General features: G+C 72.0%; 24 protein-coding genes. All 24 read right to left on the reverse strand.

Annotation, left to right across the window (positions count from 1 at the left end):
• Position 1: 1 nt before the first annotated feature.
• The gene (gene fliP / locus LV78_RS37910) at positions 2–883 is read right to left on the reverse strand and encodes a flagellar type III secretion system pore protein FliP (protein ID WP_253851030.1); all 882 of its coding nucleotides are present in this window, start codon (positions 881–883) and stop codon (positions 2–4) included.
• A complete protein-coding gene (locus tag LV78_RS37915; protein WP_253851031.1) occupies positions 880–1,794 on the reverse strand; it encodes a FliO/MopB family protein in 915 nt (304 codons plus the stop codon). Before LV78_RS37915 ends, fliP begins: the two co-directional genes overlap by 4 nt.
• The gene (fliN, locus tag LV78_RS37920) at positions 1,794–2,549 is read right to left on the reverse strand and encodes a flagellar motor switch protein FliN (protein ID WP_253851032.1); all 756 of its coding nucleotides are present in this window, start codon (positions 2,547–2,549) and stop codon (positions 1,794–1,796) included. Before fliN ends, LV78_RS37915 begins: the two co-directional genes overlap by 1 nt.
• A complete protein-coding gene (locus LV78_RS37925) occupies positions 2,546–3,448 on the reverse strand; it encodes a flagellar motor switch protein FliM (protein ID WP_253851033.1) in 903 nt (300 codons plus the stop codon). Before LV78_RS37925 ends, fliN begins: the two co-directional genes overlap by 4 nt.
• A 271-nt stretch (positions 3,449–3,719) precedes the next feature.
• Complete coding sequence (locus LV78_RS37930) at positions 3,720–4,169, reverse strand: flagellar basal body-associated FliL family protein (protein WP_015801164.1); 450 nt, start codon at positions 4,167–4,169, stop codon at positions 3,720–3,722.
• Between the two features lie 24 nt (positions 4,170–4,193).
• Positions 4,194–5,096, reverse strand: coding sequence for a flagellar motor protein MotB (locus LV78_RS37935; RefSeq protein ID WP_253851034.1), 903 nt, complete (start codon positions 5,094–5,096; stop codon positions 4,194–4,196).
• Complete coding sequence (locus tag LV78_RS37940) at positions 5,096–5,869, reverse strand: motility protein A (protein WP_253851035.1); 774 nt, start codon at positions 5,867–5,869, stop codon at positions 5,096–5,098. The genes LV78_RS37935 and LV78_RS37940 overlap by 1 nt, the downstream gene beginning before the upstream one ends.
• Entirely contained in the window at positions 5,870–6,175 is a 306-nt protein-coding gene (locus LV78_RS37945) for a flagellar FlbD family protein (RefSeq protein WP_015801167.1), read from the reverse strand.
• Between the two features lie 133 nt (positions 6,176–6,308).
• Positions 6,309–7,139 (reverse strand): flagellar hook-basal body complex protein, encoded by an 831-nt coding sequence (locus LV78_RS37950; RefSeq protein ID WP_015801168.1) that lies wholly within the window; start codon positions 7,137–7,139, stop codon positions 6,309–6,311.
• Positions 7,140–7,199: 60 nt separating this feature from the next.
• The gene (locus LV78_RS37955; RefSeq protein ID WP_253851036.1) at positions 7,200–7,619 is read right to left on the reverse strand and encodes a flagellar hook assembly protein FlgD; all 420 of its coding nucleotides are present in this window, start codon (positions 7,617–7,619) and stop codon (positions 7,200–7,202) included.
• A 28-nt stretch (positions 7,620–7,647) separates the two neighbouring features.
• Positions 7,648–9,636, reverse strand: coding sequence for a flagellar hook-length control protein FliK (locus LV78_RS37960; RefSeq protein ID WP_253851037.1), 1,989 nt, complete (start codon positions 9,634–9,636; stop codon positions 7,648–7,650).
• Complete coding sequence (locus tag LV78_RS37965; protein ID WP_253851038.1) at positions 9,637–10,617, reverse strand: transglycosylase SLT domain-containing protein; 981 nt, start codon at positions 10,615–10,617, stop codon at positions 9,637–9,639. It abuts the gene before it with no gap.
• On the reverse strand, positions 10,614–11,039 hold the full coding sequence (locus tag LV78_RS37970) for a flagellar FliJ family protein (RefSeq protein WP_253851039.1): 426 nt from the start codon (positions 11,037–11,039) through the stop codon (positions 10,614–10,616). Before LV78_RS37970 ends, LV78_RS37965 begins: the two co-directional genes overlap by 4 nt.
• The gene (locus LV78_RS37975) at positions 11,036–12,355 is read right to left on the reverse strand and encodes a FliI/YscN family ATPase (protein ID WP_253851040.1); all 1,320 of its coding nucleotides are present in this window, start codon (positions 12,353–12,355) and stop codon (positions 11,036–11,038) included. The genes LV78_RS37970 and LV78_RS37975 overlap by 4 nt, the downstream gene beginning before the upstream one ends.
• Positions 12,352–13,032, reverse strand: coding sequence for a FliH/SctL family protein (locus tag LV78_RS41345; RefSeq protein ID WP_301308132.1), 681 nt, complete (start codon positions 13,030–13,032; stop codon positions 12,352–12,354). Before LV78_RS41345 ends, LV78_RS37975 begins: the two co-directional genes overlap by 4 nt.
• Positions 13,013–14,029, reverse strand: coding sequence for a flagellar motor switch protein FliG (gene fliG, locus LV78_RS37985; RefSeq protein WP_253851041.1), 1,017 nt, complete (start codon positions 14,027–14,029; stop codon positions 13,013–13,015). The genes LV78_RS41345 and fliG overlap by 20 nt, the downstream gene beginning before the upstream one ends.
• Position 14,030: 1 nt before the next feature.
• Entirely contained in the window at positions 14,031–15,710 is a 1,680-nt protein-coding gene (gene fliF / locus LV78_RS37990) for a flagellar basal-body MS-ring/collar protein FliF (RefSeq protein ID WP_253851042.1), read from the reverse strand.
• Entirely contained in the window at positions 15,707–16,024 is a 318-nt protein-coding gene (gene fliE / locus LV78_RS37995; RefSeq protein WP_253851043.1) for a flagellar hook-basal body complex protein FliE, read from the reverse strand. The genes fliF and fliE overlap by 4 nt, the downstream gene beginning before the upstream one ends.
• The gene (locus LV78_RS38000) at positions 16,021–16,419 is read right to left on the reverse strand and encodes a flagellar basal body rod protein FlgC (protein ID WP_253851044.1); all 399 of its coding nucleotides are present in this window, start codon (positions 16,417–16,419) and stop codon (positions 16,021–16,023) included. Before LV78_RS38000 ends, fliE begins: the two co-directional genes overlap by 4 nt.
• Before the next feature lies 1 nt (position 16,420).
• Positions 16,421–16,777, reverse strand: coding sequence for a flagellar basal body rod protein FlgB (gene flgB, locus LV78_RS38005; protein WP_253851045.1), 357 nt, complete (start codon positions 16,775–16,777; stop codon positions 16,421–16,423).
• 527 nt (positions 16,778–17,304) lie between these two features.
• Positions 17,305–17,640 (reverse strand): hypothetical protein, encoded by a 336-nt coding sequence (locus tag LV78_RS38010; RefSeq protein WP_253851046.1) that lies wholly within the window; start codon positions 17,638–17,640, stop codon positions 17,305–17,307.
• Positions 17,637–18,035, reverse strand: coding sequence for a flagellar export chaperone FliS (fliS, locus tag LV78_RS38015; RefSeq protein WP_253851047.1), 399 nt, complete (start codon positions 18,033–18,035; stop codon positions 17,637–17,639). The genes LV78_RS38010 and fliS overlap by 4 nt, the downstream gene beginning before the upstream one ends.
• A 7-nt stretch (positions 18,036–18,042) precedes the next feature.
• A complete protein-coding gene (fliD, locus tag LV78_RS38020) occupies positions 18,043–19,335 on the reverse strand; it encodes a flagellar filament capping protein FliD (protein ID WP_253851048.1) in 1,293 nt (430 codons plus the stop codon).
• Between the two features lie 142 nt (positions 19,336–19,477).
• Positions 19,478–20,638 carry a flagellin N-terminal helical domain-containing protein gene (locus LV78_RS38025; RefSeq protein ID WP_253851049.1) on the reverse strand — a complete coding sequence of 387 codons (1,161 nt, stop codon included), beginning with the start codon at positions 20,636–20,638 and terminating at the stop codon, positions 19,478–19,480.
• Positions 20,639–20,757 lie beyond the last annotated feature (119 nt).

Below are 20,757 nucleotides of genomic sequence, written 5' to 3' on the forward strand. Positions count from 1 at the left end.
CCTAGTTGTACGTGGCGACTAGCGCGGTGATGACCAGGCCCCAGCCGTTGGCCAGCACGAACAGCAACAACTTGAACGGGAGCGCCACCGTGACGGGTGGCAGCATCATCATTCCGAGTGACATCAAGGCGGCGGAGACCACCATGTCGATGACCAGGAACGGGATGTAGAGCACGAACCCGATGATCATCGCGGCGCGCAGCTCCGAGAGCACGAACGCCGGGATCAGCGTGGTCAGCGGCACCGACTCCGCGTTGGCGGGCTTCTCCTGCCCGGCGACCTTGGTGAACAGCGCGATCTCCTCGGGACGCGTCTGCTTCACCATGAACTCGCGCAGCGGCTTCGAGCCGTCCTCGAACGCCTGCTCGGTGCTCTTCTCGCCCTTCAGGTAGGGCTGGATGCCCTGGTCGTTCACCTCGGACGCGACCGGGCCCATGATGAACAGGCTCAGGAACAGCGCCAGGCCCGCGAGCACCTGGTTCGGCGGGACCGTGGTCAGGCCGAGCGCGTTGCGGGTGATGCTGAGCACCACGAACACCTTGGTGAAGCTCGTGCACAGCAGCAGCAGCGCGGGCGCGACCGACAGCACGGTCAGCGCGATCAGCACGGTCAGCGAGTCGCCCGGCTTGCCGTTGCCCACGGTGATGTTGACGCTGTTGCCGTTGTCGCCGGTGGTGGCCTCGCCCTCGGTGGGGGCGGTGGGCTCGACCGGCGCGGTGGGCTCGGTCGGCTGGGCCGCGAGCAGCCCGGCGACCGGGGAGGACGCCAGCGCGACGGGGCGCGCGGCGGGCTCGGCCGTCGCGGCGAGCGCGGTGGGCGAGGCGATGAGCAGCAGCACGAGGGCCGCGAACCCGGCGGCGAGCAGCGCCGCAAGCCGCCTCACGGGCGCACCGACCGCTCGCGCAGCGCCTCGAAGGCCTGCTTCCAGGTCTGCGGCGACAGCGCCGAGCCGGACAGCGCCGACTCGGACCCGGCGGGAGCGGCACCGGCGGCAGCGGACCCGGTGGAAGCGGTCTGCTTCCGCTCGGCGCCGGACTTGGCGCCGGACTTGGTGGACCGCTTCTGCGCGGAGCGCGCCTTCGGCACGGACGTGGCCTCGGCGGCGGGCTTCTCGGCGGCCAGCTCCTCGGCGCTGGGGCCACCGGCCTGCTCGAACGCCTCGGCGAACGCGGCGCCCCTGTCCACGGCGGGCTCCTCGGCCGCCCCGGACACCTCGGTCGCGACGACCTCCGCCGCGAGCACCTCGGTGGCCGCGCCGTCCGCAGCCGCCTCAGTGGGAACCTCACCCGGACCAGCGACCGCGTCACCCGACGCCGCACCCGATCCGGTCGACCCCGAGGTCAGCGCGGGGACCTGCGCGCCAGCCGCCCCGACCAGCGACTGCGTGCCCACCCCCGCCCCGCCCCGGCGCCTGCCCAGCAGCCGCCCGAGCGCCTCGCCGACCGGCACCGAGCCCAGCCCGCGCTTGGCCTCGTCGTCCGCCGCGGTCTCCCGCAGCCGCTCGACGTCCAGCGCGACCCGCTCGACCCGCTCGCCCGCCTCGGCGTACTCCTGCGCGTCGGTCGACATCAGCAGGTTCACCCCGCCGTCCGCGACGCCGATCACCAGCGCCTTGTCGTGCACCCGCACGACCGCCACCATCGAGTTCCTGGTGAGCTGGGCCCGGTCCAGCACCTGGAGCCCACGACCGCCCAGCTTGCCGCCGACCGGCTTGTTGCGGACCAGCTTGCCCAAGCCCCACATCAGCCCGAAGACCACGACCAGGGCGATGACCACGCGCAGAGCGGTCTCCACTACCTGACCTCCTGGCTGCCGTCGCCCGGCTTGATGATCTCGGTGACCCGGATGCCGAAGTTCTCGTCGATCACCACGACCTCGCCGCGCGCGATCAGCCTGCCGTTGACCAGCAGGTCCGCCGGGCTGCCCGCCGCGCGGTCCAGCTCGATGACCGCGCCGTTGCTCAGCGACAGCAGCTCCCGCACGGTCAGCCGGGTCCGGCCCAGCTCGGCGGTCACCTCCATCTCCACGCCGTGCAGCAGCTCCAGCCCGCCCTCGCGGGGCGCCGCGATCGCCACCGCCGCGGCGGGGACCTCCTCGACCACCTCGGCCACGTCCTCGGCGGGCACGGCCAGCGCGACCACCGCGTGCAGCTCGCCGTCGGCCAGCAGCGGCACGAACACCGCGTCGCCGACCTCCAGCAGCACCCCGCCGACGACGTCCGCCGCCACCTCCTGCGCGGGACCGGGCACCGCGCCCAGCACGCCCGCCGCCGCGACCAGCGCGGGCGCCACGGCCTGGCCCAGGTCCAGCTCGCCCAGCGGGCTGGTGCGCATGGCCTCGACCAGCTCGCCGTTCACCACCACCGCCAGCAGGCCCTCGGCGGGCCCCTCCAGGCGGGCGGTGACGGCCACGCCGTCCAGCGCCACGGCCATCGGGTCGGTGGTCGGCACGCCGACCGACAGCGCGGTCGCGGTGGGCAGCACGGTGAGCGCGGCCTCCGCGACGGCCCGCGCGGTCGCCAGCACCGATTCGGTCTGCACGCTCGTCATCGCTTGTTCTCCTCGGAGTCGGCGCCTGCCACCACGAGGCAGGCCAGGCGGGTGCCGCGCTTGGTGGCGACGGCGTTCGCGAAGGTGCGCCCGGCGGCGACGATGTCCAGCGGCTCGTCCAGGCGGTGGGTCAGCGGGATCACGTCACCCGGCTGCAGGTCGACCAGGTCGGCGGGCTCCAGCCGCACCGACTGGAACTTGACGGACACGGCCACCGGCACGTTCTGCAGCCCCGCCGTGATGGCGTTGCGGGCGGCCTCCCTGGTGGCCCGCTCGCTCGCGCTCACGGCGACCTTGTCGCGGTAGCTGCGCAGCGAGGGGAGGATGGTCTGGAGCGGGATGCACAGGCTGACCTGGCCCTGCTCCTCGCCGACGTTGAGCTCGAAGTAGCCGACGACCACGGCGTCCGTGGGGGTGCTGGTCTGCACGAGCTGCGGGTTGTACTCCAGCCCCTCCAGCTCGGGGCGCACGTCCGCCACGCTCTCCATGCCCACGCGCAGCTGCTCCAGCGCCTGGTCCAGCAGGTCGCGCAGCAGCGGCGTCTCGATGTCGCTCAGCGGGCGGGCGGGCTGCGGGCCCCCCTTGCCGCCGAGCAGGTGGTCCATGGAGGTCATCGCCGTGGACAGCGTCATCTCCAGCAGCGCCGTGCCGGGCAGCGGCTCCAGCACGACGGGGGCCAGCAGCGTGGGGTTGGCGAGCTCGGCCATGTGCTCGGCGTAGGAGAGCTGCTCGATCGAGATCAGCTCGGCGTGGCACACCACCCGCAGCGTGGAGGTCAGCAGGGTGGCCATGCGGTGGGCGAACGTCTCGTAGCAGAGCTGGAGCACGCGCAGCAGCTCGCGGGGCAGCTTGACGGGGCGCGTGAAGTCGAAAACCTCGGGGTCCCCGGGGTTCGCCACGAGCCCGGGGGAGCGCGAGGCACCACCGGATGAGCTGGTCAGGAGCGGCGACTGGGTCACGCCGCCTAGTACGGCCGTGGCCGGGGGGAGCTGAGCACTCCAACGGGGGACTGCCCCCGCCCGCTGCGGGGCGGGGGCGTCGACGCTCGTCGTCGGCGGTGCTCAGTCGCTCTTCCGGCGGGCCGTTCGACCAGGTCAGCGGCGGTTCGCGGCTGCCTGCTCGGATCGCGGGACCGGGGCTCGGCCACCGGTCCCGGTCACCGGATCGGGGTCACTGGGTCACGAACTCCGTGAAGTAGATGCCCATCACCAGGTCCTCGTACGCGGACACGACCTTCTCCTGCAGCGCGGCCTTCAGGCTCTCGCGGGCCTCGTTGCTGGACAGCTCCGCGATCGACCGGTTGCTGAACTCGCTCACCACCAGGTCCAGGGCCTTGCTGCCGTCCACGTCCTCGGCGGCGTCCTTGGTCTGCTGGAGCGAGAGCTTCAGCTTCAGGTAGTGCCCGTCCGCCAGGTTCATCGTGATCGAGTCCAGCGCGACCACCGTGCCCGGCTCCGGCGGGGCCGGGGTGCTGTCGCGGAACAGGAAGAACCAGCTCCCGGCGCCGCCGAGGGCGAGCACCGCGACGGCGACGATGATCAGCAGCTTCTTCTTGCCACCGCCCTTGCCCTCGCCCTCCTCGGGCTTGTCCTTCTCAGCCTTCTTGTCGTCCTTGGCCATCTCTCGTCCTCCTCTGCTCTCTCGTCACTCGGCCGCGGCGGCTGGCAGCAGCGTGCGGACCTCGGTGGGCTGGTCGGACAGCACCACGACCTCCACCCGGCGGTTGCCGGTCACCGACCTGGGGTCCGCCGGGTCGTACAGCGGCCTGGTGTCGGCGTAGCCGACCGCGGTCAGCCGCGACGCGGCCAGGCCGTCCCGCTCGATCAGGTAGCGCACCACGCTGGACGCGCGCGCCGTGGACAGCTCCCAGCTGCTCGGGTAGTTCACCGTGGCCACGGGCAGCTGGTTGGTGTGCCCGTCCACCTCGACCCGGTTGCCGACGGACTTCAGCACCGGCGCCAGCGCGTCGACGATCCGCTGCCCGTCGGGCAGCAGCTCGGCGCGGTCGCCCGCGAAGACCACCGACGTGGTGACCACCGTGACCACCAGGCCCCGGTCGTCCACCCGGAACTGGGCGGTCCCGCCAAGGCCCTGGTCCTGCAACTGCTTCGCCATCTGCTCGCCCAGCTCCTTGAGGTGCTGGACCTCGGCCTCGGCGGCCTTCAGGTTCTTGGCGGCCTTCTCGCGGTCGGCCTGCTGGACCGCCTCCTGCGCGGCCTTCGAGCTCATGTCCTGCGTGCTGCCCGACCCGCTCGCCTCGCTCTTGAGGTCCACCGGGTCGGGGTTGATGCCGCCGTTGGCGCTGCCCGCGCCGCCCGCGCCGCCCGCGCCGAACACCGTGATGTGGTCCGAGCCGCTGAACGCGCCCGCCAGGCTCTTCTTCAGCTCCTGGAACTTCTGCGAGTCCACCGAGGACATGGCGAACATGACGATGAAGAGCACCATGAGCAGCGTGATCATGTCCGCGTAGGTGACCATCCACCGCTCGTGGTTGACGTGCTCCTCTTCCTGGTGCTTCTTGCCCTTGCCACCTCCGCCGCCGGACATCAGGCGGCCTTCTTCTCTGCCTCGGGCGGACCGGTGGCGACCATGGCGCGCAGCTTCTGCCCCACCAGGCGCGGGTTGGAGCCCGCCTGGATGGCCAGCACGCCCTCCACGACCACCTGCATCTGCTCGCACTCCAGGTCGCTGAGGCGCTTGAGGCGGCTGCCGATGGGCAGCCACATCGCGTTGGCCGTCATGACGCCCCACAGGGTCGCCACGAAGGCGCCCGCGATCAGGTGGCCGAGCTTGGCCGGGTCGCTCAGGTTCTCCAGCACGTGGATCAGGCCGAGCACGGTGCCGATGATGCCGATCGTGGGCGCGAGGGCGCCCATGTCGGTGAACATCTTCACGCCGACCTTGTCGTAGCGCTGCTTGGTCTCGATCTCGCCTTCGAGGATCTCCCGGATCTCCTTGGAGTCCATGCCGTCGATCGCCAGGACGAGGCCGCGGCGCAGGAACGGGTCCTCGACCTTCTTGGCCTCCTCCTCCAGGGCCAGCAGGCCCTCGCGGCGGGCCCGGTCGGCCAGCGAGACGATCGACTCGACCACCACGGAGCCGTCCATCTTCGGCGCCAGGAACGCGCGCTTGAGCAGCGCGGGCAGGCTCATGCTGTCGCGCATGACACCACTGGCCATCACCGCGCCGATCGTGCCGAACACGACCAGCAGGATGGGCGGGAGCAGGAACATCGAGAGCGGGTTGCCGCCTTCGAGCGCCGTCGAGACGAAGATCGCGACGAAGACGAGGGCGGTGCCCGCGATGCTTGCGGGATCCATCTACAGCTCCCTGTCCGTGGGCAGTCGCAGCACCGACGGCTCGGTCGGCTCGACCGGGTCGGGGGCGACGCGCATCCTGCGTCGGGGAGCCGGGGGGTGCTCGGCGGGAGCGGGGTCCTGCGCCAGGCTCAGCACCCCGGCGCGGTGCCTGCGCACCAGGTCGGAGATCTCCTCGATGGTCTGCGCCACCACGTACTTGGCGCCGCTGAGGAGCGTGACCACGGTGTCCGGGTTGGACTCCGCGCGTTCGATCAGGTCCGGGTTCAGCGCGAAGGGCTGACCGTTCAATCTGTTGAGCACGATCACGGCTTCCGTCCTTGGATATCGGGCATCGGGCCCGTCCGTGGGTCCGTGGCGTTACAAACGGCAGTGCGCCTTCACTCCTGAGGGGGAACGACGGGCGGCCGGGGTGGAGAAGGCCCCGGCCGCCCGTCACCCGTCAGCGCTTGAGGTTCATCAGGTCCTGCAGGATCTCGTCCGACGAGGTGATCACCTTCGAGTTCGCCTGGAACCCGCGCTGGGCGATGATCAGGTTGGTGAACTCCTGCGAGAGGTCCACGTTGGACATCTCCAGCGCGCCGGACACGACGGCGCCGGTGCCGTTGTCGCCCGCGCCGCCGATCTGGACCGGGCCGGAGTTGACGGTGGCCCGGTAGAACGAGCCGCCCGCCTTGTCCAGGCCGCCGGGGTTGGCGAAGTTGGCCATGGCGATCTGGCCGACCGTGCGCGGCGTGCCGTTGGCCAGCACGCCCACGATCGTGCCGTCGCCGGAGACGCTGAAGCTGGTGTAGGTGCCCTTGTCGACGGTCAGGCCCGCCACCGGCTGGTTCTTGTCGACCACGCCCGCGCCGTTGGCCATCCAGCCCTGCAGGATGCCGCCCGCCGGGGTGGTGAGCTGGCCCGCCGCGTCGAACGACAGGGCGCCCGCGCGGGTGTACAGCTGCTGGCCGGAGGAGTTGACCACGAAGAACCCGTCGCCCTGGATGAGCATGTCCGTGTTGCGGCCGGTGCTCTGCGTGGTGCCCTGGTTGAAGTTCGTGTTGATGCCCGCGGTCCGCACGCCCAGACCCACCTGGGCCGGGTTCGTCGCGGCCGTGTTGGCGCCCGCGGCCTGGGCGGCGCGCAGGGTCTGGCTGAGCGTGTCCTCGAACACCGTCTGCGACGACTTGAAGCCGGTCGTGTTGACGTTCGAGATGTTGTTGCCGGTCACGTCCATCATCTGCTGGTGGGCGCGGAGACCGCTGATGCCGCTGAACAGCGAACGGAGCATGTGCTTGTTCTCCCTGTGGAGTGGAGTGAGGGTGCTACTGGTCTGATCGGCAGGCAGGCGCTAGGCCTGCGCGCTCGTTCCGGTGATGGACGAGAGCGGCACGTCGGTGGCGCCGACGCGCAGCGTGGGCGCGGAGCCGAAGGTCGTGGAGCTGACGATGCCGCTCGCCCGGTCACCGCTCGCGGTGGTGTAGGTGACCTCTCGGCCCACCAGCGCCGCCGCCTGCGCGCTCAGCTGCGAGGCGACCAGCTGCGTCTGCTGCTGCGCGATCGAGTTGAGCTTGTCCACCTGCGTGAGCTGCGCGGTCTGCGCCATGAACGCGGTGGAGTCCGTGGGGTTGCTCGGGTCCTGGTACTTGAGCTGGGCGACGAGGAGCTTGAGGAACGCGTCCCCGCCCAGCGAGGACAGCGCCGACTGGCCGCTGCTCTGGTTGGGGGTGGTGGCCTGCGTCGACCCGGCGCCGCCGATGGGGCTGGTCATGGTCTCTCCGTGGGGGCGGGCGCGCGGATCAGGCGCGCAGGTCCAGCGACCCGGTGGCGCGCGTGGTCGCCCCGGTCGCGGTGGTCTGGGTGGTGCCGAACGCGGTGACCGCGCCCATCGCCGGGCGAAGGCCGAAGCCGCGCTCGGCCGGGGACTGCCACGACCCGCGCTGCTGGCCGCCGCCGTCCTGGCCGCCGGTGAAGGAGGTCGTGCCGAACCCGGCGCGCTCCATCTCCCGGCGCAGGTCGGGCAGCGCCGCGCGCAGCGCGTCCCGCCCGGTCTCGGTGGCCCCGCTCAGGGTCAGCTGGATCTGGTCGCCGTTGACCTGCGCGGTCACCGCGATCGGACCCAGGTCCAGCGGGTGCAGGTGCACGGTCAGCTCGTGCACGCCGTTGCGCCCGCGCAGCGGGGCGAGCGCCGCCGCCAGCTGGGAGCTGGGCGGCAGCTGCGGGACCGGCTGCGGCGCGGCCGGGGCCTGCGCCTGCGCCGGTGCGGCCACCTGCGGTGCGGGTGCGGTCGGGGTCTGCGCGGCCAGCGAGGCGTGACCGGCGGCGGCGACGCCGTCCAGCTTCACCTCGGCGCCCGCGCGCTCCTCCACCGCCCCGCCCGTCCGGGCGACGCCCTGGAGGGTGGACTGCGCGGCGCCCTGCACGGCCGCCTGGGCCGCCGTGACCTGGGTGGCCACCTGGCCGGTGACCGCCGCCGCCGTGGTCGCTGGCGCGGCCTGCGCGCCCGCGTCGACCTGCGCGGTCGCCGCGAGATCGGCCTTCACCGCCGCCTCGGCGACGTGCTCGGCCACCGGCCTGCCGTGGACGCGCGGTCCGCCGAACAGCTTCGGCTCACCGCTCACCTGCGCGTCGGTCTGGTCGTCTACCTGGGCGACCCCCGGAGGAGTGACACCGGTCGGCTCCTCCGCCGCGGCGAGCTGCCCGGCCACCTGCCCGCCCACCTGGGCGGGGACGCCGGAGGCCTGCCCCGGCACGGCGGGCGGGAGGACCGCCGCGCCGGGGTCCTGACCGGCCGGGACCCGGCCGGTGGCGGCGCCCGCCCGCGCGGCGAGCCGCGCCGCGACCTGGGCGTCCACCGCCGCGTCGACCTCGCCCTGCGCCGTGAGCAGCGCCACCGCCTCGACCAGCCCCGCCGAGGGGGAGGACGGGGCGGAGGAGCCCGGCTGTCCGGGGACGGTCGGCGCGTCCGGGGACGGTGCGGCGGGGGACTCCGCACCGGACCCGGCCTGCCCCGCCGGGCCGACCGCGACCCGCGCGGACAGCTCGGCGGAGACCTGCGCGCCCGCGTCGGACGACAGCTGCGCCGTCGCCCGCGCGGAAACCTGAGCGGCCTGGGCCGCGACCGCCGACACCACCTGGGTGGCGCCCGCGCCCGCCTGACCGGCGACCTGGGCGGTCAGCTCGGCCTGGCCCGCGACCTGCGCGGACATCTGCGCCGACACCTGCGCCGACAGCGCCTGCGCGGCGAGGTCGACCTGCGCCGGGGCCTGCGCCTGCGAGTTCGGGACCTGCGCGGACGGCCCGGCCCCGGCCTGCGCCGCGAGCCGCGCGGCGGCCTGGGCCTGCCCGGCCACCTGGCCGAGCGCCCGCGTCGCCGACAGCCCGAGCCCGACGCCCACCTGGACGCCCTGGCCCGCCTCGGCGTCCGCGCCGCCCTGCGCCGCCTGCGGCTGGGCGCCCAGCGCGCCGAGCAGCGCGGCCAGCGCGGCGGCCTCGGCGCGGGTCTCGGCCTTCGCCTCGTCCACGTCCTCGGCCCGGTCGCCCGCCTTCGCGCCGACGGCGGCCTTCACGCCCGCCTTCACCCCGGCCCTGGCCTCGGCCTGCCGGTCCGCGCCCGCCTTCCCGGCGGGCTGCTGGTCGCCCTCGTCCCGCGCCGCGCGCCCGGTCGACGCGCTGACGGCCTGCGCGAGCACGCCGTCGAAACCGCTCCCCGCCCTGCCCCTCGGCCGCGCGTCCGAGGTGGACGACGACGAGGGGGTGGGCGCCGCGCCCTGCACGGTCACGTTCACTCAGGCACCGCCGTTCAGCCTGGCCATGGCGGCCTGGACCTTGGGGACGTAGTTCTGGGTCTCGGCGAACGGCGGGATGCCGCCGTACTTCTGCACCGCGCCCGAGCCCGCGTTGTACGCGGCGATCGCCAGCGGCAGCGAGCCGTTGAAGGACTTGAGGTTGCCCGACAGCAGTCGGGCCGCGCCGTCGATGGCCTGCATCGGGTCGAGCGCGTTCACGCCGAGCCCGGCGGCGGTCGCGGGCATGATCTGCATCAGGCCCTGCGCGCCCGCGCTGCTCACGGCGGTCGGGTTGTAGTTGGACTCCACCGACGCCACCGCCGACAGCAGGCCCTGCGGCAGGCCGTACTTGGCCGTCGCCGCCGCGAACGCGCTCTCGTAGGTCGCCGCGCCGCCGGACAGCGCCGTCGGGCGGGCCACCGACCCGCTCGCGGACACCGCCGAGGTCGCCTCGGGCACGATCCGGCGGATCGAGGTCGGCGTCTCCCAGATCTTCTGCTCGCGCACCTGCGCGCCAGGCTCGGGGGCGTGGATCATCTTGCCGTCGCCGGTGTAGATGCCGATGTGGTAGGCCGGGTTGCCGAACGTCACCAGGTCACCGGGCTTGGCCTGGTCCAGGCTCGGCACGGCGGTGCCCTGCTGCGCCTGGTCCTCGGCCACGCGGGGCAGGGTGATGCCCAGGTTCTTGTAGACCAGCTGCACCAGCCCGGAGCAGTCCAGGCCCTTCGCCGGGTCGGTGCCGCCCCACACGTAGGGCACGCCGAGGTACTGCTTCGCGTTCTCCACGACCTGGCCGCCGGACACCCCGCCCGACGCCGACGCCCCGGAGGTCGCCGTGGTCCCGGACAGGGCGCTGGTCAGCGCCGACGCGAAGTCCGTCCCCGAGGTCGCGGCGGGCTCGGCCGCGCGCGGGACCAACCCGACGATCATCCGGTTGATCTCCTGCATCCGCACGCCGATGCCCGCGATGCCCGCGCTCACGCCTCACCACCCCCGGTCCGGCCGCCCCACAGGTCGTCCACGACCCGCTGGGCCGCCGCCAGCTCGTCCTTGCGGGCCTGGTCGGCCGCGCGCTCCGTCAACTTCTCCACCGTCCGCCGCCGCGTCGCCGCCTCGCGCAGCGCGCCCTGCCGGTCCGACGCGGCGTCCTCGGCCTCGCGCCGCACCTGCTCGGCGGCGCCCAGCGCCTGGGCCATCGCCCGGCCCGCCGCGACCGACGCGAGGTACGCGGTCGGGTCGCCGCCCTCGGGGCCGCTCCAGCCGTCCAGCCGCTCCTCGTGCCGCGCCACCCCGGCGCTCGCCCGCGACACCGCCGCGTTCGCCTTGGCCACGTCCCCGCGCGCCATGTCCTCCTGCGCGCGCCTGGCCCGCAGCACGGCCGCCAACCTCGATCCCACGCTCATCCCCGCATACCCCCGTGCAGCAGTTCCCGCAGCTCCTCCCAGGACGACTCGGCGCTGGTGCGCGCGTGGATGTCCTGGGTGAGCAGGTCGTTGATGCGCGACTCCAGCGCCATGGCGCGGTCCGCCTCCAGGTTCGTGCCGCCGACGTAGGCGCCGATCTCCACCAGCTCGCGCACGTCCCGGCGGGCCGCCAGCAGCCTGCGCAGCTGCGCGGAGTCGGCGCGCTGCTCGGGCGTGGTCACCGCGCCGGTCACCCGCGACACCGACTCCAGCACGTCGATGCTGGGGAAGTGCCCCGAGGTGGCGAGCCTGCGGTCGAGCACCACGTGGCCGTCCAGGATGGACCGGGCGGTGTCGGCGATCGGCTCGTTGTGGTCGTCGCCCTCCACCAGCACCGTGTACAGGCCGGTGATGCTGCCGCGCTCGGCCGGTCCGGCCCGCTCCAGCAGGGTCGGCATCAGCGCGAACACCGACGGCGGGAAGCCCCGCGTCGCGGGCGGCTCGCCCGCGGACAGGCCCACCTCGCGCTGCGCCATCGCGATGCGGGTGAGGCTGTCCATCATCAGCAGCGCGTTCGCGCCCCGGTCCCGGTACCACTCGGCGATGCGGGTGGCCACGAACCCCGCGCGCAGCCGCACCATCGGCGGCTGGTCGGAGGTCGCCACGACCACGACCGAGCGGGCCAGGCCCTCGGGGCCCAGGTCGTTCTCGATGAACTCGCGCACCTCGCGACCGCGCTCGCCGATCAGGGCGACCACGGTGATCTCCGCCTCGGTGCCGCGCGTGATCATCGACAGCAGGCTCGACTTGCCGACGCCCGAGCCCGCGAAGATCCCGATGCGCTGGCCCTGCCCGCACGGCACCATCGTGTCCAGCGCGCGCACGCCCAGCTGCAGCGGCTTGTCGATCAGCTGGCGCTGCAGGGCCGACGGCGGGGTCATGTCGACCGTCACCGACTCCAGCCCCACCAGCGGCGGCCCGCCGTCCATCGGCCGCCCCAGCCCGTCCAGCACCCGGCCGCGCAGCTGCTCGCCCACGGCGATCTGCAGCGGCCGGTTCGTGCTCACGACCTCGGCCCCCAGGCCGATGCCGCCCAGCGCGCCCAGCGGCAGGCAGGTGACCTTGCCCGCGCCCAGCGCCACCACCTCGGCCAGCACTTCCTGACCGCCGGACCCGATCCGCACCAGGTCGCCGATGCGGGCGCTGATGCCCGCCACCGTCACCGACAACCCCACCACACCGGTCACCCGGCCGATGACCTGCGGCTTCGCCGCGGCCAGGGCGGGTGCGAAACGCTCGTCCAGCAGTCCGGTCACAGTCCCAGCTCCTCGCGCACCCGGCGGAGCGCCGTCTCCAGACGGGCGTCCACCGTCGTCTCGTCGGTTTCTGCGATCGCCGCTCCGGGGGTCAACTCCGGATCGGCGACCAGAACCACCGTGCGTCCGTGCTCGGTGAACTCGGTGCCGTTCTCGTCGGCCAGCAGGGCGTGGTCATGAGGGTGCAGCCGAACCCTCACCGGAACGTGTGACGGCGCCAGCGCCAACGCCCTGGTCAGCGCGTCCCGGCCGCCCTGCTCGCCGCCGATCTCGCGGCCGACGAGCGCCTCGGCCAGGTCCACCGCCGCCGACACCAGCGCGCCGGTCATCTCGGTGGCCTGCACCACGTCCCGCGAGCGCAGCGACTCGGCCGCCAGGCTCACCGCGCCGATCGCCCGCCGCACCTCGGCCTCCTGGTGCGCCAGGAGCCGCCGCAGCTGCTCCTCGGCGTGCGCCCTGGCCTCCGCGGTGGCCGCGCGGGCCTCCCGCATCCCCTGGGCCCAGCCGATGGCGTACCCCTCGGCCCTTGCCTCCGACCGCAGCGCCGTCAGCGCCTCCGCCGGGCTCTGGGCCGCCGTGACCACGTTCAGCTCGAACGCGGTCACCCCGGACGCCACCGCGTCCACCTGCCGCAGCACCGACACCTGGGTCGGGCTCTCAGTCGACGTACTCGTCATCCTCGTTGCTCCGTCGCAGCACGATCTGGCCGGACTCCTCCAACTGGCGGATGACCCGGATGATCTTGGCCTGGGCCTCTTCCACGGTGCGCAGGCGCACCGAGCCGAGGACCTCGATCTCGTCGGACAGGTTCTCGGCCGCGCGCTCGGACAGGTTGCGCACGATCTTCTGGTTGACCTCGTTGCTGACGCCCTTGAGCGCCGTGGCCAGGTCGTTCGGCTCGATCTGCCGCAGCACCAGCTGCATCGACCGGTCGTCGATCCCGACGATGTCCTCGAACATGAACATCTGGCTGCGGATGAACTCGGCCAGCTCGGGGGACCGCTTGGTCAGGCCCTCCAGGATGGAGCGCTCCGTCGCCCGGTCCGAGCGGTTGATGATGTTCACCAGCGGCTCGACGCCACCCACCGTGGACAGGTCCGAGGGCTGGAGCAGCGACGAGAACCGGCGCTGGAGCAGCGACTCGACCTTGCGGATCACCTCGGGGGAGGTCTGCTCCATCGTGGCGATCCGGTGGGCCACCTCGGCCTGCTTCTCCGGCGCCAGCCCCGCCAGCACCTGCGACGCCTGCCCGGAGGGCACGTGCGCCAGCACCAGCGCGATGGTCTGCGGGTGCTCGTCCTGGAGGAACGAGAGCACCTGCCGGGGGTCGGCCCGCTGCAGGAAGCTGAACGGCACGTCCAGCAGCAGCGCGCCGATGCGGTGCACGATCTCGTCCGCGCGGTCGTAGCCCAGCGTGCTGACCAGCAGGTCCCGCGCGTAGTCCATGCCGCCGTGCGCGACGTACTTGCGCGCGGTGGCCATCTCGTAGAACTCGTCGGTGACCGACTGGGTGGCCTCGTGGCTGACCGAGTCGAGCCGGACGATCTCGCTGGAGAGCTGCTCGACCTCGTTCTCCTGGAGCAGCGACAAGACCTTCGTGGAGTTGGTCTTGCCGAGGCGGAGCAGCAGCACGGCCGCCTTGCGCAGGCCGGTCATGTTGTCGTGCGGCGCCATGTCATCCCTTCACGGCGAGCCAGCCGCGCAGCAGTCGCGCGACTTCCTCGGGCTGTTCGTCGACGAGCGACTGGATCTCGCCCATCCGCTTCTCCTGCTCGGCGACCACCAGCGGGTCGACCTCGGCCCGCTTGGGGCCGCTCAGCTGCGGGAAGTCGTTGCCCGCGACCAGCGCCTGCTTCTCGGCGATGGCCGCCTCGATCTCGCTGGTCCTGGTGCGCTCCAGCTGGGCCTTGAGCTCGTCGAGCTTGGCCAGCTCCGCCTCGGCCGCCGCGGCGGCGCGCTTGCGCCTGCGCCGGGTGGCGATCACCGTCATGATCAGCAGCACCAGCACGCCCAGTCCCGCGACGCCCGTCTTGATCATGCTCATCAGGTCGTCCTGCTGCGCCTGCGCCTGCTGGGCGGCGGCAGCGGCCTCGCCCAGCTGCGCGGCGCTGGTGTCGAACGGCATGGAGCTGACGGCCAGCGTGTCCCCGCGAGCGGCGTCCAGCGCCACGGCGGAGGAGGCGATCCTCTCCACCTCGGCCATGTCCACGGCGCCCGCGGTCTTCTGGTCCAGCAGCACCGCGACGCCCAGCTTGCGCACCTTGCCGGGGGCCGACTGGCGGGTCTCGATGACCGAGTTCACCGCGTTGTTCCTGGTCGACTTCTCCTGGTTGTAGGTGCCGTTGCCGCCGCCACCGGTCCCGTTCGTGGTGTTGCTCTCCAGCCCGTTCAGGGTGCCGTTCGTGGACCCGAGCACCCCGCCCGCCGCGTTCTGCCCGCCGTCGCCGGTGTAGCTCTCCGTCGTGGACGACTCGGACAGCGGAGCGGTGCCGTCACCGCTGGTGTAGGTCTGGCTCTTGGTCTCGGTCTGGTCGTAGTCCAGGTCCGCGGTCACCTGCACCACCGCGTGGTCCTGGCCGACGACCTGCGAGAGCATCTGCTGGAGCGAGGTGCTCAGCCGCTGCTCGAACGCCTTGGTCTGGTCGTCCCGGTCCCCGTTCGCCGAGGCCGACGCGCCGTCCGCGCCGCCGGTGGACAGGACCTTGCCGTCGGTGCCCGCCACGGTCACGCCGTCCGCGCTCATGCCCTCGACGCTGGAGGACACCAGGTGCGTGATGGTCTGCACCTGGGCCTGCGACAGCGACTTGCCCGCGCCGGTCCCCACCAGCACGGCCGCCGTCGGCTTCGAGTCGCTGTCGGCGAACACGTCCTTCTGCGGGATCGCCAGGTGCACGCTCGCCGAGGTCACCCCGTCGATCGCCTTGATCGTGCTGGACAGCTCGCCCTCCATGGCGCGCTGGTAGCCGACCTGCTGCATGAACTCCGAGGTGGTGACGCCCTGCTGGTCCAGCAGCGCGTAACCGGTGTCCGACTGCGACGGCAGGTTCGCCGCGCTCATCTTCAACCGCATCGCGTACACCTGGTCCTGCGGCACCATGATCGTCTGACCGCCGTCGGTCAGCTCGTACGTCACCCCGGACGCCGTGAGCTGGTCGACGATCGCGCTGGCGTCCTTCGAGGCCAGGCTCGTGTAGAGCGGCGCGTACGTGGGCTTGGAGGCCCAGAGGAAGTAGAACGCGATGGCGCCGACCACCGCCAGCACCGTCGCCCCCGCCACGACCTTCTGGCCCGCCGTGAACGCCTTGAAACCGGAGAGCACGCCCTGGGCGCTCGCCTTGATCCGGTCCAGGTTCATGCCTGCAACCTCATGATCTCGTTGAAGGCCTCGACGGCCTTGTTGCGGATCGCGACGGTCATCTGCACCCGCAGGCCGGCCTCAGTGCTGGCCGCCAGGTAGTCGTGGACGTCGTTGAGCGTCCCGGTCGCGGCCTGCACGGCCAGCGAGTCCGACTTGGCCTGCGCCTGCTGGATGCCGTCGAGCACCCCGGAGAACAGCGACCCGCTCGCGGAGCCGGCAGCCGTCGCCGACTCGGCGCCGTCGGCCGCGATGGGCGCGACGACCGCGGGGGGAGTGGGGGAGCCGCCGATCGCGGCGATCGGGGCGGTCACGCGCCACGACCCAGCTGCAGCGCCGCCTCGTAGGCCGTCTTGGCCCGGTCGACCACCGCGAGGTTCGCCTGGTAACCGCGCTGGGCCATGATCAGCTGGCCCATCTGGTCGCCGAGGTCGATGTCCGGGTACCGGACGTTGCCGTTGGCGTCGGCCAGCGGGTTCGTGGGCTCGTAGACGATCTTGCCCTCGGCGTCGCCGGAGAGCACGCCGCCCACGGTGACCCCGCCGTCCTCGCCCCGCGAGCGGGCCACGACGTAGCGGGCCTGGAACGCGGGACCGGCGGTGGAGGTGGCGTTGTTGACGTTCGCGATGTTGTCCGCGACCGCGTCCAGCCACTTGCGGTGCACCGAGACCCCGGTCTCGGCGATGCCGATGCTGTCGAAGAGGGCCATCTCAGACCGCCTTCAGCACGGCCGCGAAGCCGTTGTACTTGTTGTCGAGGGCCCGCACCATCAGCTGGTAGCGGAGGTTCGTGTCGGTGGCGGACACCGTCTCCTCGTCGATGTTCACGTTGTTGCCGTCCTGGCGGGCGGCGTTGACGCTGTCGCTGATGACCGGCCTGGTCCCCCGGACCGCGGCGGAGCCCTCACCGGACCGCACCGCCTCGCCCAGCGACTCCTCGAAGTTGACCTTGCTGGCGATGAACCCTGGCGTCTGGACGTTGGCGATGTTGTTCGCGGACACCCGCTGGCGCATCGCCAGACCGGTCAACGCGGCACGCACGCTCGTTGTCGCGAGGTCGTCGAACACGGCTCGTGCTCCCTATGCCGTAGCTGGAGGGTGCCGATCCGTGGCGGTGGAGAAGCGAGCAATCCATGCTCTAGTTGCTGTGATCGGCGGGTGAGAGCCGACCGTGAACTTTTCCGGGAGAAATTCCGCAGGTCACAGCCCGTTCACAGGTATTAATCCGAACGAGTGGACGTGCTGGTGGAAATCGCCTGGCGGGTGATTCCCCGGAAGCCGTCAAGAGCCAAGTCAACAGCGGCGCGGTTGCCGCGCGATCGCCGGACGGGTGCTCTTCGGTTGCGCAAAAAGGACCCCTGAAAAGCCCGCAGGCGGCCGAGATCCGTCTCGGCGCCCCCCCGGCAGCCGAAAGCCCCCGTCAACGGGCGAGGAGGCCGCTGACGGGGGCTTATCGGGTCTGCGCGGTCGCAGGACGGCTCCGCTCCCGCGCAGGGTTTTCGCACAGGCGGCCGGGGTGCCGCCGTAGCGAAGTCTTCTTCTCTTGCACCGTCTCGCCCTGCCGGTCCGCTCCCGGTGTCACCCGGAGGCGGGACTCACAGCGCGCAGTCCACGTACGCCGGTCGGGGAGCGCCCATGCTGCCGCTCTCGACCCGGTCCAGCACCGCGGCGTGCCGAGCGGTCCCGCTCAGCGCCCTGGCCATCTTCGAGGCCACCACCAGCTGCCGGTTCAGCACCTCGTCGGCCCTGGGCCGCAGCTCGATCGGCAGCGGCCCCAACCCCTCCGGGGGGCTCCACGGGTTCGCCGGGGGGAGCTCGCGCATCCTGCGCTCGTCCCTCAGCAGCGCCTCCGCCTCCGCGACGTCCTCCTCGAGCCGGTCCAGCGCCGCGCTCCATGCGACGAGCCAGCCCGAGGGGTCGCGGCCGGTCATCCGGCGCGCGCCGCGTCCGGGGCGGGGATGCCGTGCACCGCCTCGCGCCAGGCGTCCCGCAGCGGTTCCACCACCACGAGGCACGCCTCGACCTTGTCGGGGTCCTGGCCGGTGTTGGCCCGGATCAGCTCGGAGATCAGGAAGCTGTACAGGTCGGACAGCTGCCCGCTGCCCTCCCACACCCCCTGCTGGAGCGAGCCGCGCAGTTCGAGCAGGATGTCCTGCGCGTGCACGACCAGCTCGGAGGCGCCTGCCCGGTCGCCCGCCCGCATCGCGGTGGCGCCGCGCCCGAGGTCCAGGCACAACCGGTCGTACAGCATGACGAGCAGGTGCCCTGGTGAAGCGGTGCTCACCGAGTCGTCCAGGTACCTGTCCCGCAGGGACGTGTTCCGCATCTCACCCTCAGCTCGACAGGCCAGCCAACTGGCCCGAGAGCCAGGAAGCCTGCTGGTTCAACTTGCTCATGGACGTTTCCAGCGTGGAGTAGTACTTCTGCAGCGAGACCTTCTTGGACGCCAGCTTGGTGTCCCACTCGGAGATCGCCGTGTTCAGCCTGCGCAGGGTGGTGTCCCCGCCCTGCACGGCGACCGTCAGCGACCCGGTGGTCGAGTTGGACGCGTCCTCGCCGATCTTCTTGTACGGCTTGACCAGCCCGTCGGTGACCGCCGTGCGCACCTTCTCCGGGTCGGCCTCGAAGGCCGCGACGAACTTGGCCTTGTCGAAGGTCAGCTGCCCGTTGGTGCCGAGCGCGACGCCGAAGGCGCTCATCGTGCCGAAGGAGGTGCCGCCGCCGGAGACCGTGGTCAGCAGGCTGCTGCGGAGACCGCGCGCGAGGGTGTCCCCGTTCAGGGGACCCGCCGACTTGCTGGCCGCGTCGTACGTGTCGTAGCCCTTGGCGGTGCTGATGGCGGAGTTGACCGCGTTCACCAGCGCGGCGACCTTGTCGCCGATGCCGGAGCTGTCCACGGTGCTGGTGACGGTGACGTCGTTCTGCACCTTCGTGGCCCGCACGGTCACGCCCGGCAGCACCGACGTGAAGTTGTTGTCCGCGCTGGTCAGCTTGTACCCGGTGGTGGCCGGGTCGCCGACGGTGATCGTCGCGTCGCTGCCCTGGGACAGCACGGTCGGGTCGTTGGCCATGCCCGAGACGGTGAACGCCTGCTCCGCGCCGGTCTTGGCGGACGAGAACTGCACCCGCTGACCGGTCGTGGTGGTGATGACCGTGGCCCGGACGCCGAGCCCGGCCTTGTTGACCGCCTCGGCGACGCCTGCCGCCGTGTCGTCGGTGACGTCCACGTGCGTGGTCTTGCCGCCGACCGTGAGCTCCAGGCCGGAGCCCTTGGTCGCGCCGCCGGACTCGGGCACCTGCGCCGTGGCGACGTGCGCCTTGGCCAGCGAGGTGATGCTGAAGGTGATGCTGCCCGCGACCGCCGAGTTGCCGGTGGCCGTGGCCACCGCGGCGTCGCTGGAGCTGGAGGCCTTGAGGGCCTGCCACGTGGAGTCGCCGTTGAGCGCCTCCGCGGCGCCCTTGACCGCGAGCATCCGGGCGTTGAGCGCCTGGTAGGCGCTCTGGACCCGTTGCTGCGCGCTGACCTGGCTCTGCAACCGGGTCTTGGGCGCCGCCTCGATCTGCATCAGCTGCGAGATGATCGAGGTGGTGTCCAGACCGGTGACGAGTCCGTCTACAGCGGCCATGGGAAGTCAGGTCCTTCCTCGGGCTCGGGGGCCCGGCACTACCGGTTTCCCGGTGGTGGGGCGGGCCGGGGAAGTCCGGGGGAGGGGAGGCGGACCTCGGAGGGGGCAGATCGGGGAGATGTCCCCTCCGAGGTCCGGTCTATCACCTCAGGAGCTGCAGGACGTTCTGCGGCGCCTGGTTGGCCTGCGCGAGCATGGCGGTGCCTGCCTGCGACAGGATCTGCGACCGGGTGAACTTGACCATCTCCTGCGCCATGTCCGTGTCGGTGATGTTCGACTTGGACGCGGACAGGTTCTCCACCTGGACGTTGATGTTGTTGATGGTGTGCTCGAACCGGTTCTGGTAAGCACCGAGCTGGGCTCGCGCGGTCGACAGCCCCTTGATGGCGCTGTCGATCGAGTCGATCGCGGCCTGGGCGTTGGCGGTGGTGTCCACCTTGACGGTGGAACCCACGCCGAGGCCCGCGGAGTCGAAGCCGGTGGCGCCCGCGGTGCCGTTGGTGCCGGCACCGGTCAGGCCCGAGGTACCCGTGAGGGTGACCGCGCCCGCGCCGTTGGTCTTCGACTCGATCTTCAGCTCACCGCCGTCCTTGCTGGCGGTGAAGCCGCCCGAGAAGGTGGCGTCAGCGTTCAACTGGGTGACCACGGCGTCCAGGTCAGCCGGCGTGGCCAGCGTGACCGTGGCGGTCGTGGCGCCCTGCGTCGCGGTGATCGTCTTCGTGTCGAGGTTGGCGGAGGTGTAGTTGCCGCCCGACACGGTGTAGCTCGACTTGGTGCCGCCGGAGCTGCCGAAGACCGTGGCGTCCAGGTTGACCTGGATCTGGTCGTCGGCGGTGTTGTTGGCGCCGACCTGGAAGGTGCCGTTGTAAGCGGTGCCCGCCGTGTCCAGCAGCTTCTGACCACCGAAGGAGGTGGTCTTGGCGATGCGGTCGAGCTCCTTCTGGAGCTGCCCGAACTCGGTCTGCGCGGCGGCACGCGCGTTCGTGTCCTGGGAGCCGCCGTTGGCGGCCTGGACGGACAGGTCACGCATGCGCTGCAGGATCTCAGCCGACTCGTTCAGGGCGCCGTCTGCGGTCTGGACGACGTTGACGCCGTCCTGCGCGTTGCGCGCAGCGACCTTCAGGCCACCGATCTGAGAGGTGAGGCCCTGGCTGATGGACAGGCCCGCCGCGTCGTCCGCCGCCCGGTTGATCCGCAGACCGGACGACAGCTTCTCCAGGCTGCCTGCCATCTGCTTGTCGTTCACCGAGAGGTTGCGGTAGGCGTTCATCGCCGCGATGTTGGAGTTGATGCGAAGACTCATTGTAATTTCCTCCGTGAATCGAGTCCCTTGCGGGCCTTCCGTGGCCCGGCAAACATGCAATCGGCCCGGCCTGGGTCCGTATGAGGTTTTGGTGGAACTTTCTTTCGGACCAGGCCCTG

This window comes from Actinosynnema pretiosum, assembly GCF_024171695.1.
Lineage (GTDB): Bacteria > Actinomycetota > Actinomycetes > Mycobacteriales > Pseudonocardiaceae > Actinosynnema > Actinosynnema pretiosum.

Excerpts from the sequence above, each read along its gene's own strand:
- fliF (WP_253851042.1), bottom strand. The coding sequence starts at position 15,710 with ATGAACCTGGACCGGATCAAGGCGAGCGCCCAGGGCGTGCTCTCCGGT.
- fliG (WP_253851041.1), bottom strand. The coding sequence starts at position 14,029 with ATGGCGCCGCACGACAACATGACCGGCCTGCGCAAGGCGGCCGTGCTG.
- LV78_RS37955 (WP_253851036.1), bottom strand. The coding sequence starts at position 7,619 with ATGACCAGCCCCATCGGCGGCGCCGGGTCGACGCAGGCCACCACCCCC.
- LV78_RS38000 (WP_253851044.1), bottom strand. The coding sequence starts at position 16,419 with ATGGCCCTCTTCGACAGCATCGGCATCGCCGAGACCGGGGTCTCGGTG.
- LV78_RS37935 (WP_253851034.1), bottom strand. The coding sequence starts at position 5,096 with ATGTCCGGCGGCGGAGGTGGCAAGGGCAAGAAGCACCAGGAAGAGGAG.
- LV78_RS38010 (WP_253851046.1), bottom strand. The coding sequence starts at position 17,640 with ATGACCGGCCGCGACCCCTCGGGCTGGCTCGTCGCATGGAGCGCGGCG.
- fliN (WP_253851032.1), bottom strand. The coding sequence starts at position 2,549 with ATGACGAGCGTGCAGACCGAATCGGTGCTGGCGACCGCGCGGGCCGTC.
- fliS (WP_253851047.1), bottom strand. The coding sequence starts at position 18,035 with ATGCGGAACACGTCCCTGCGGGACAGGTACCTGGACGACTCGGTGAGC.
- LV78_RS37950 (WP_015801168.1), bottom strand. The coding sequence starts at position 7,139 with ATGCTCCGTTCGCTGTTCAGCGGCATCAGCGGTCTCCGCGCCCACCAG.
- LV78_RS38025 (WP_253851049.1), bottom strand. The coding sequence starts at position 20,638 with ATGAGTCTTCGCATCAACTCCAACATCGCGGCGATGAACGCCTACCGC.
- LV78_RS37940 (WP_253851035.1), bottom strand. The coding sequence starts at position 5,869 with ATGGATCCCGCAAGCATCGCGGGCACCGCCCTCGTCTTCGTCGCGATC.
- LV78_RS41345 (WP_301308132.1), bottom strand. The coding sequence starts at position 13,032 with ATGACGAGTACGTCGACTGAGAGCCCGACCCAGGTGTCGGTGCTGCGG.
- LV78_RS37930 (WP_015801164.1), bottom strand. The coding sequence starts at position 4,169 with ATGGCCAAGGACGACAAGAAGGCTGAGAAGGACAAGCCCGAGGAGGGC.
- LV78_RS37970 (WP_253851039.1), bottom strand. The coding sequence starts at position 11,039 with ATGAGCGTGGGATCGAGGTTGGCGGCCGTGCTGCGGGCCAGGCGCGCG.
- fliD (WP_253851048.1), bottom strand. The coding sequence starts at position 19,335 with ATGGCCGCTGTAGACGGACTCGTCACCGGTCTGGACACCACCTCGATC.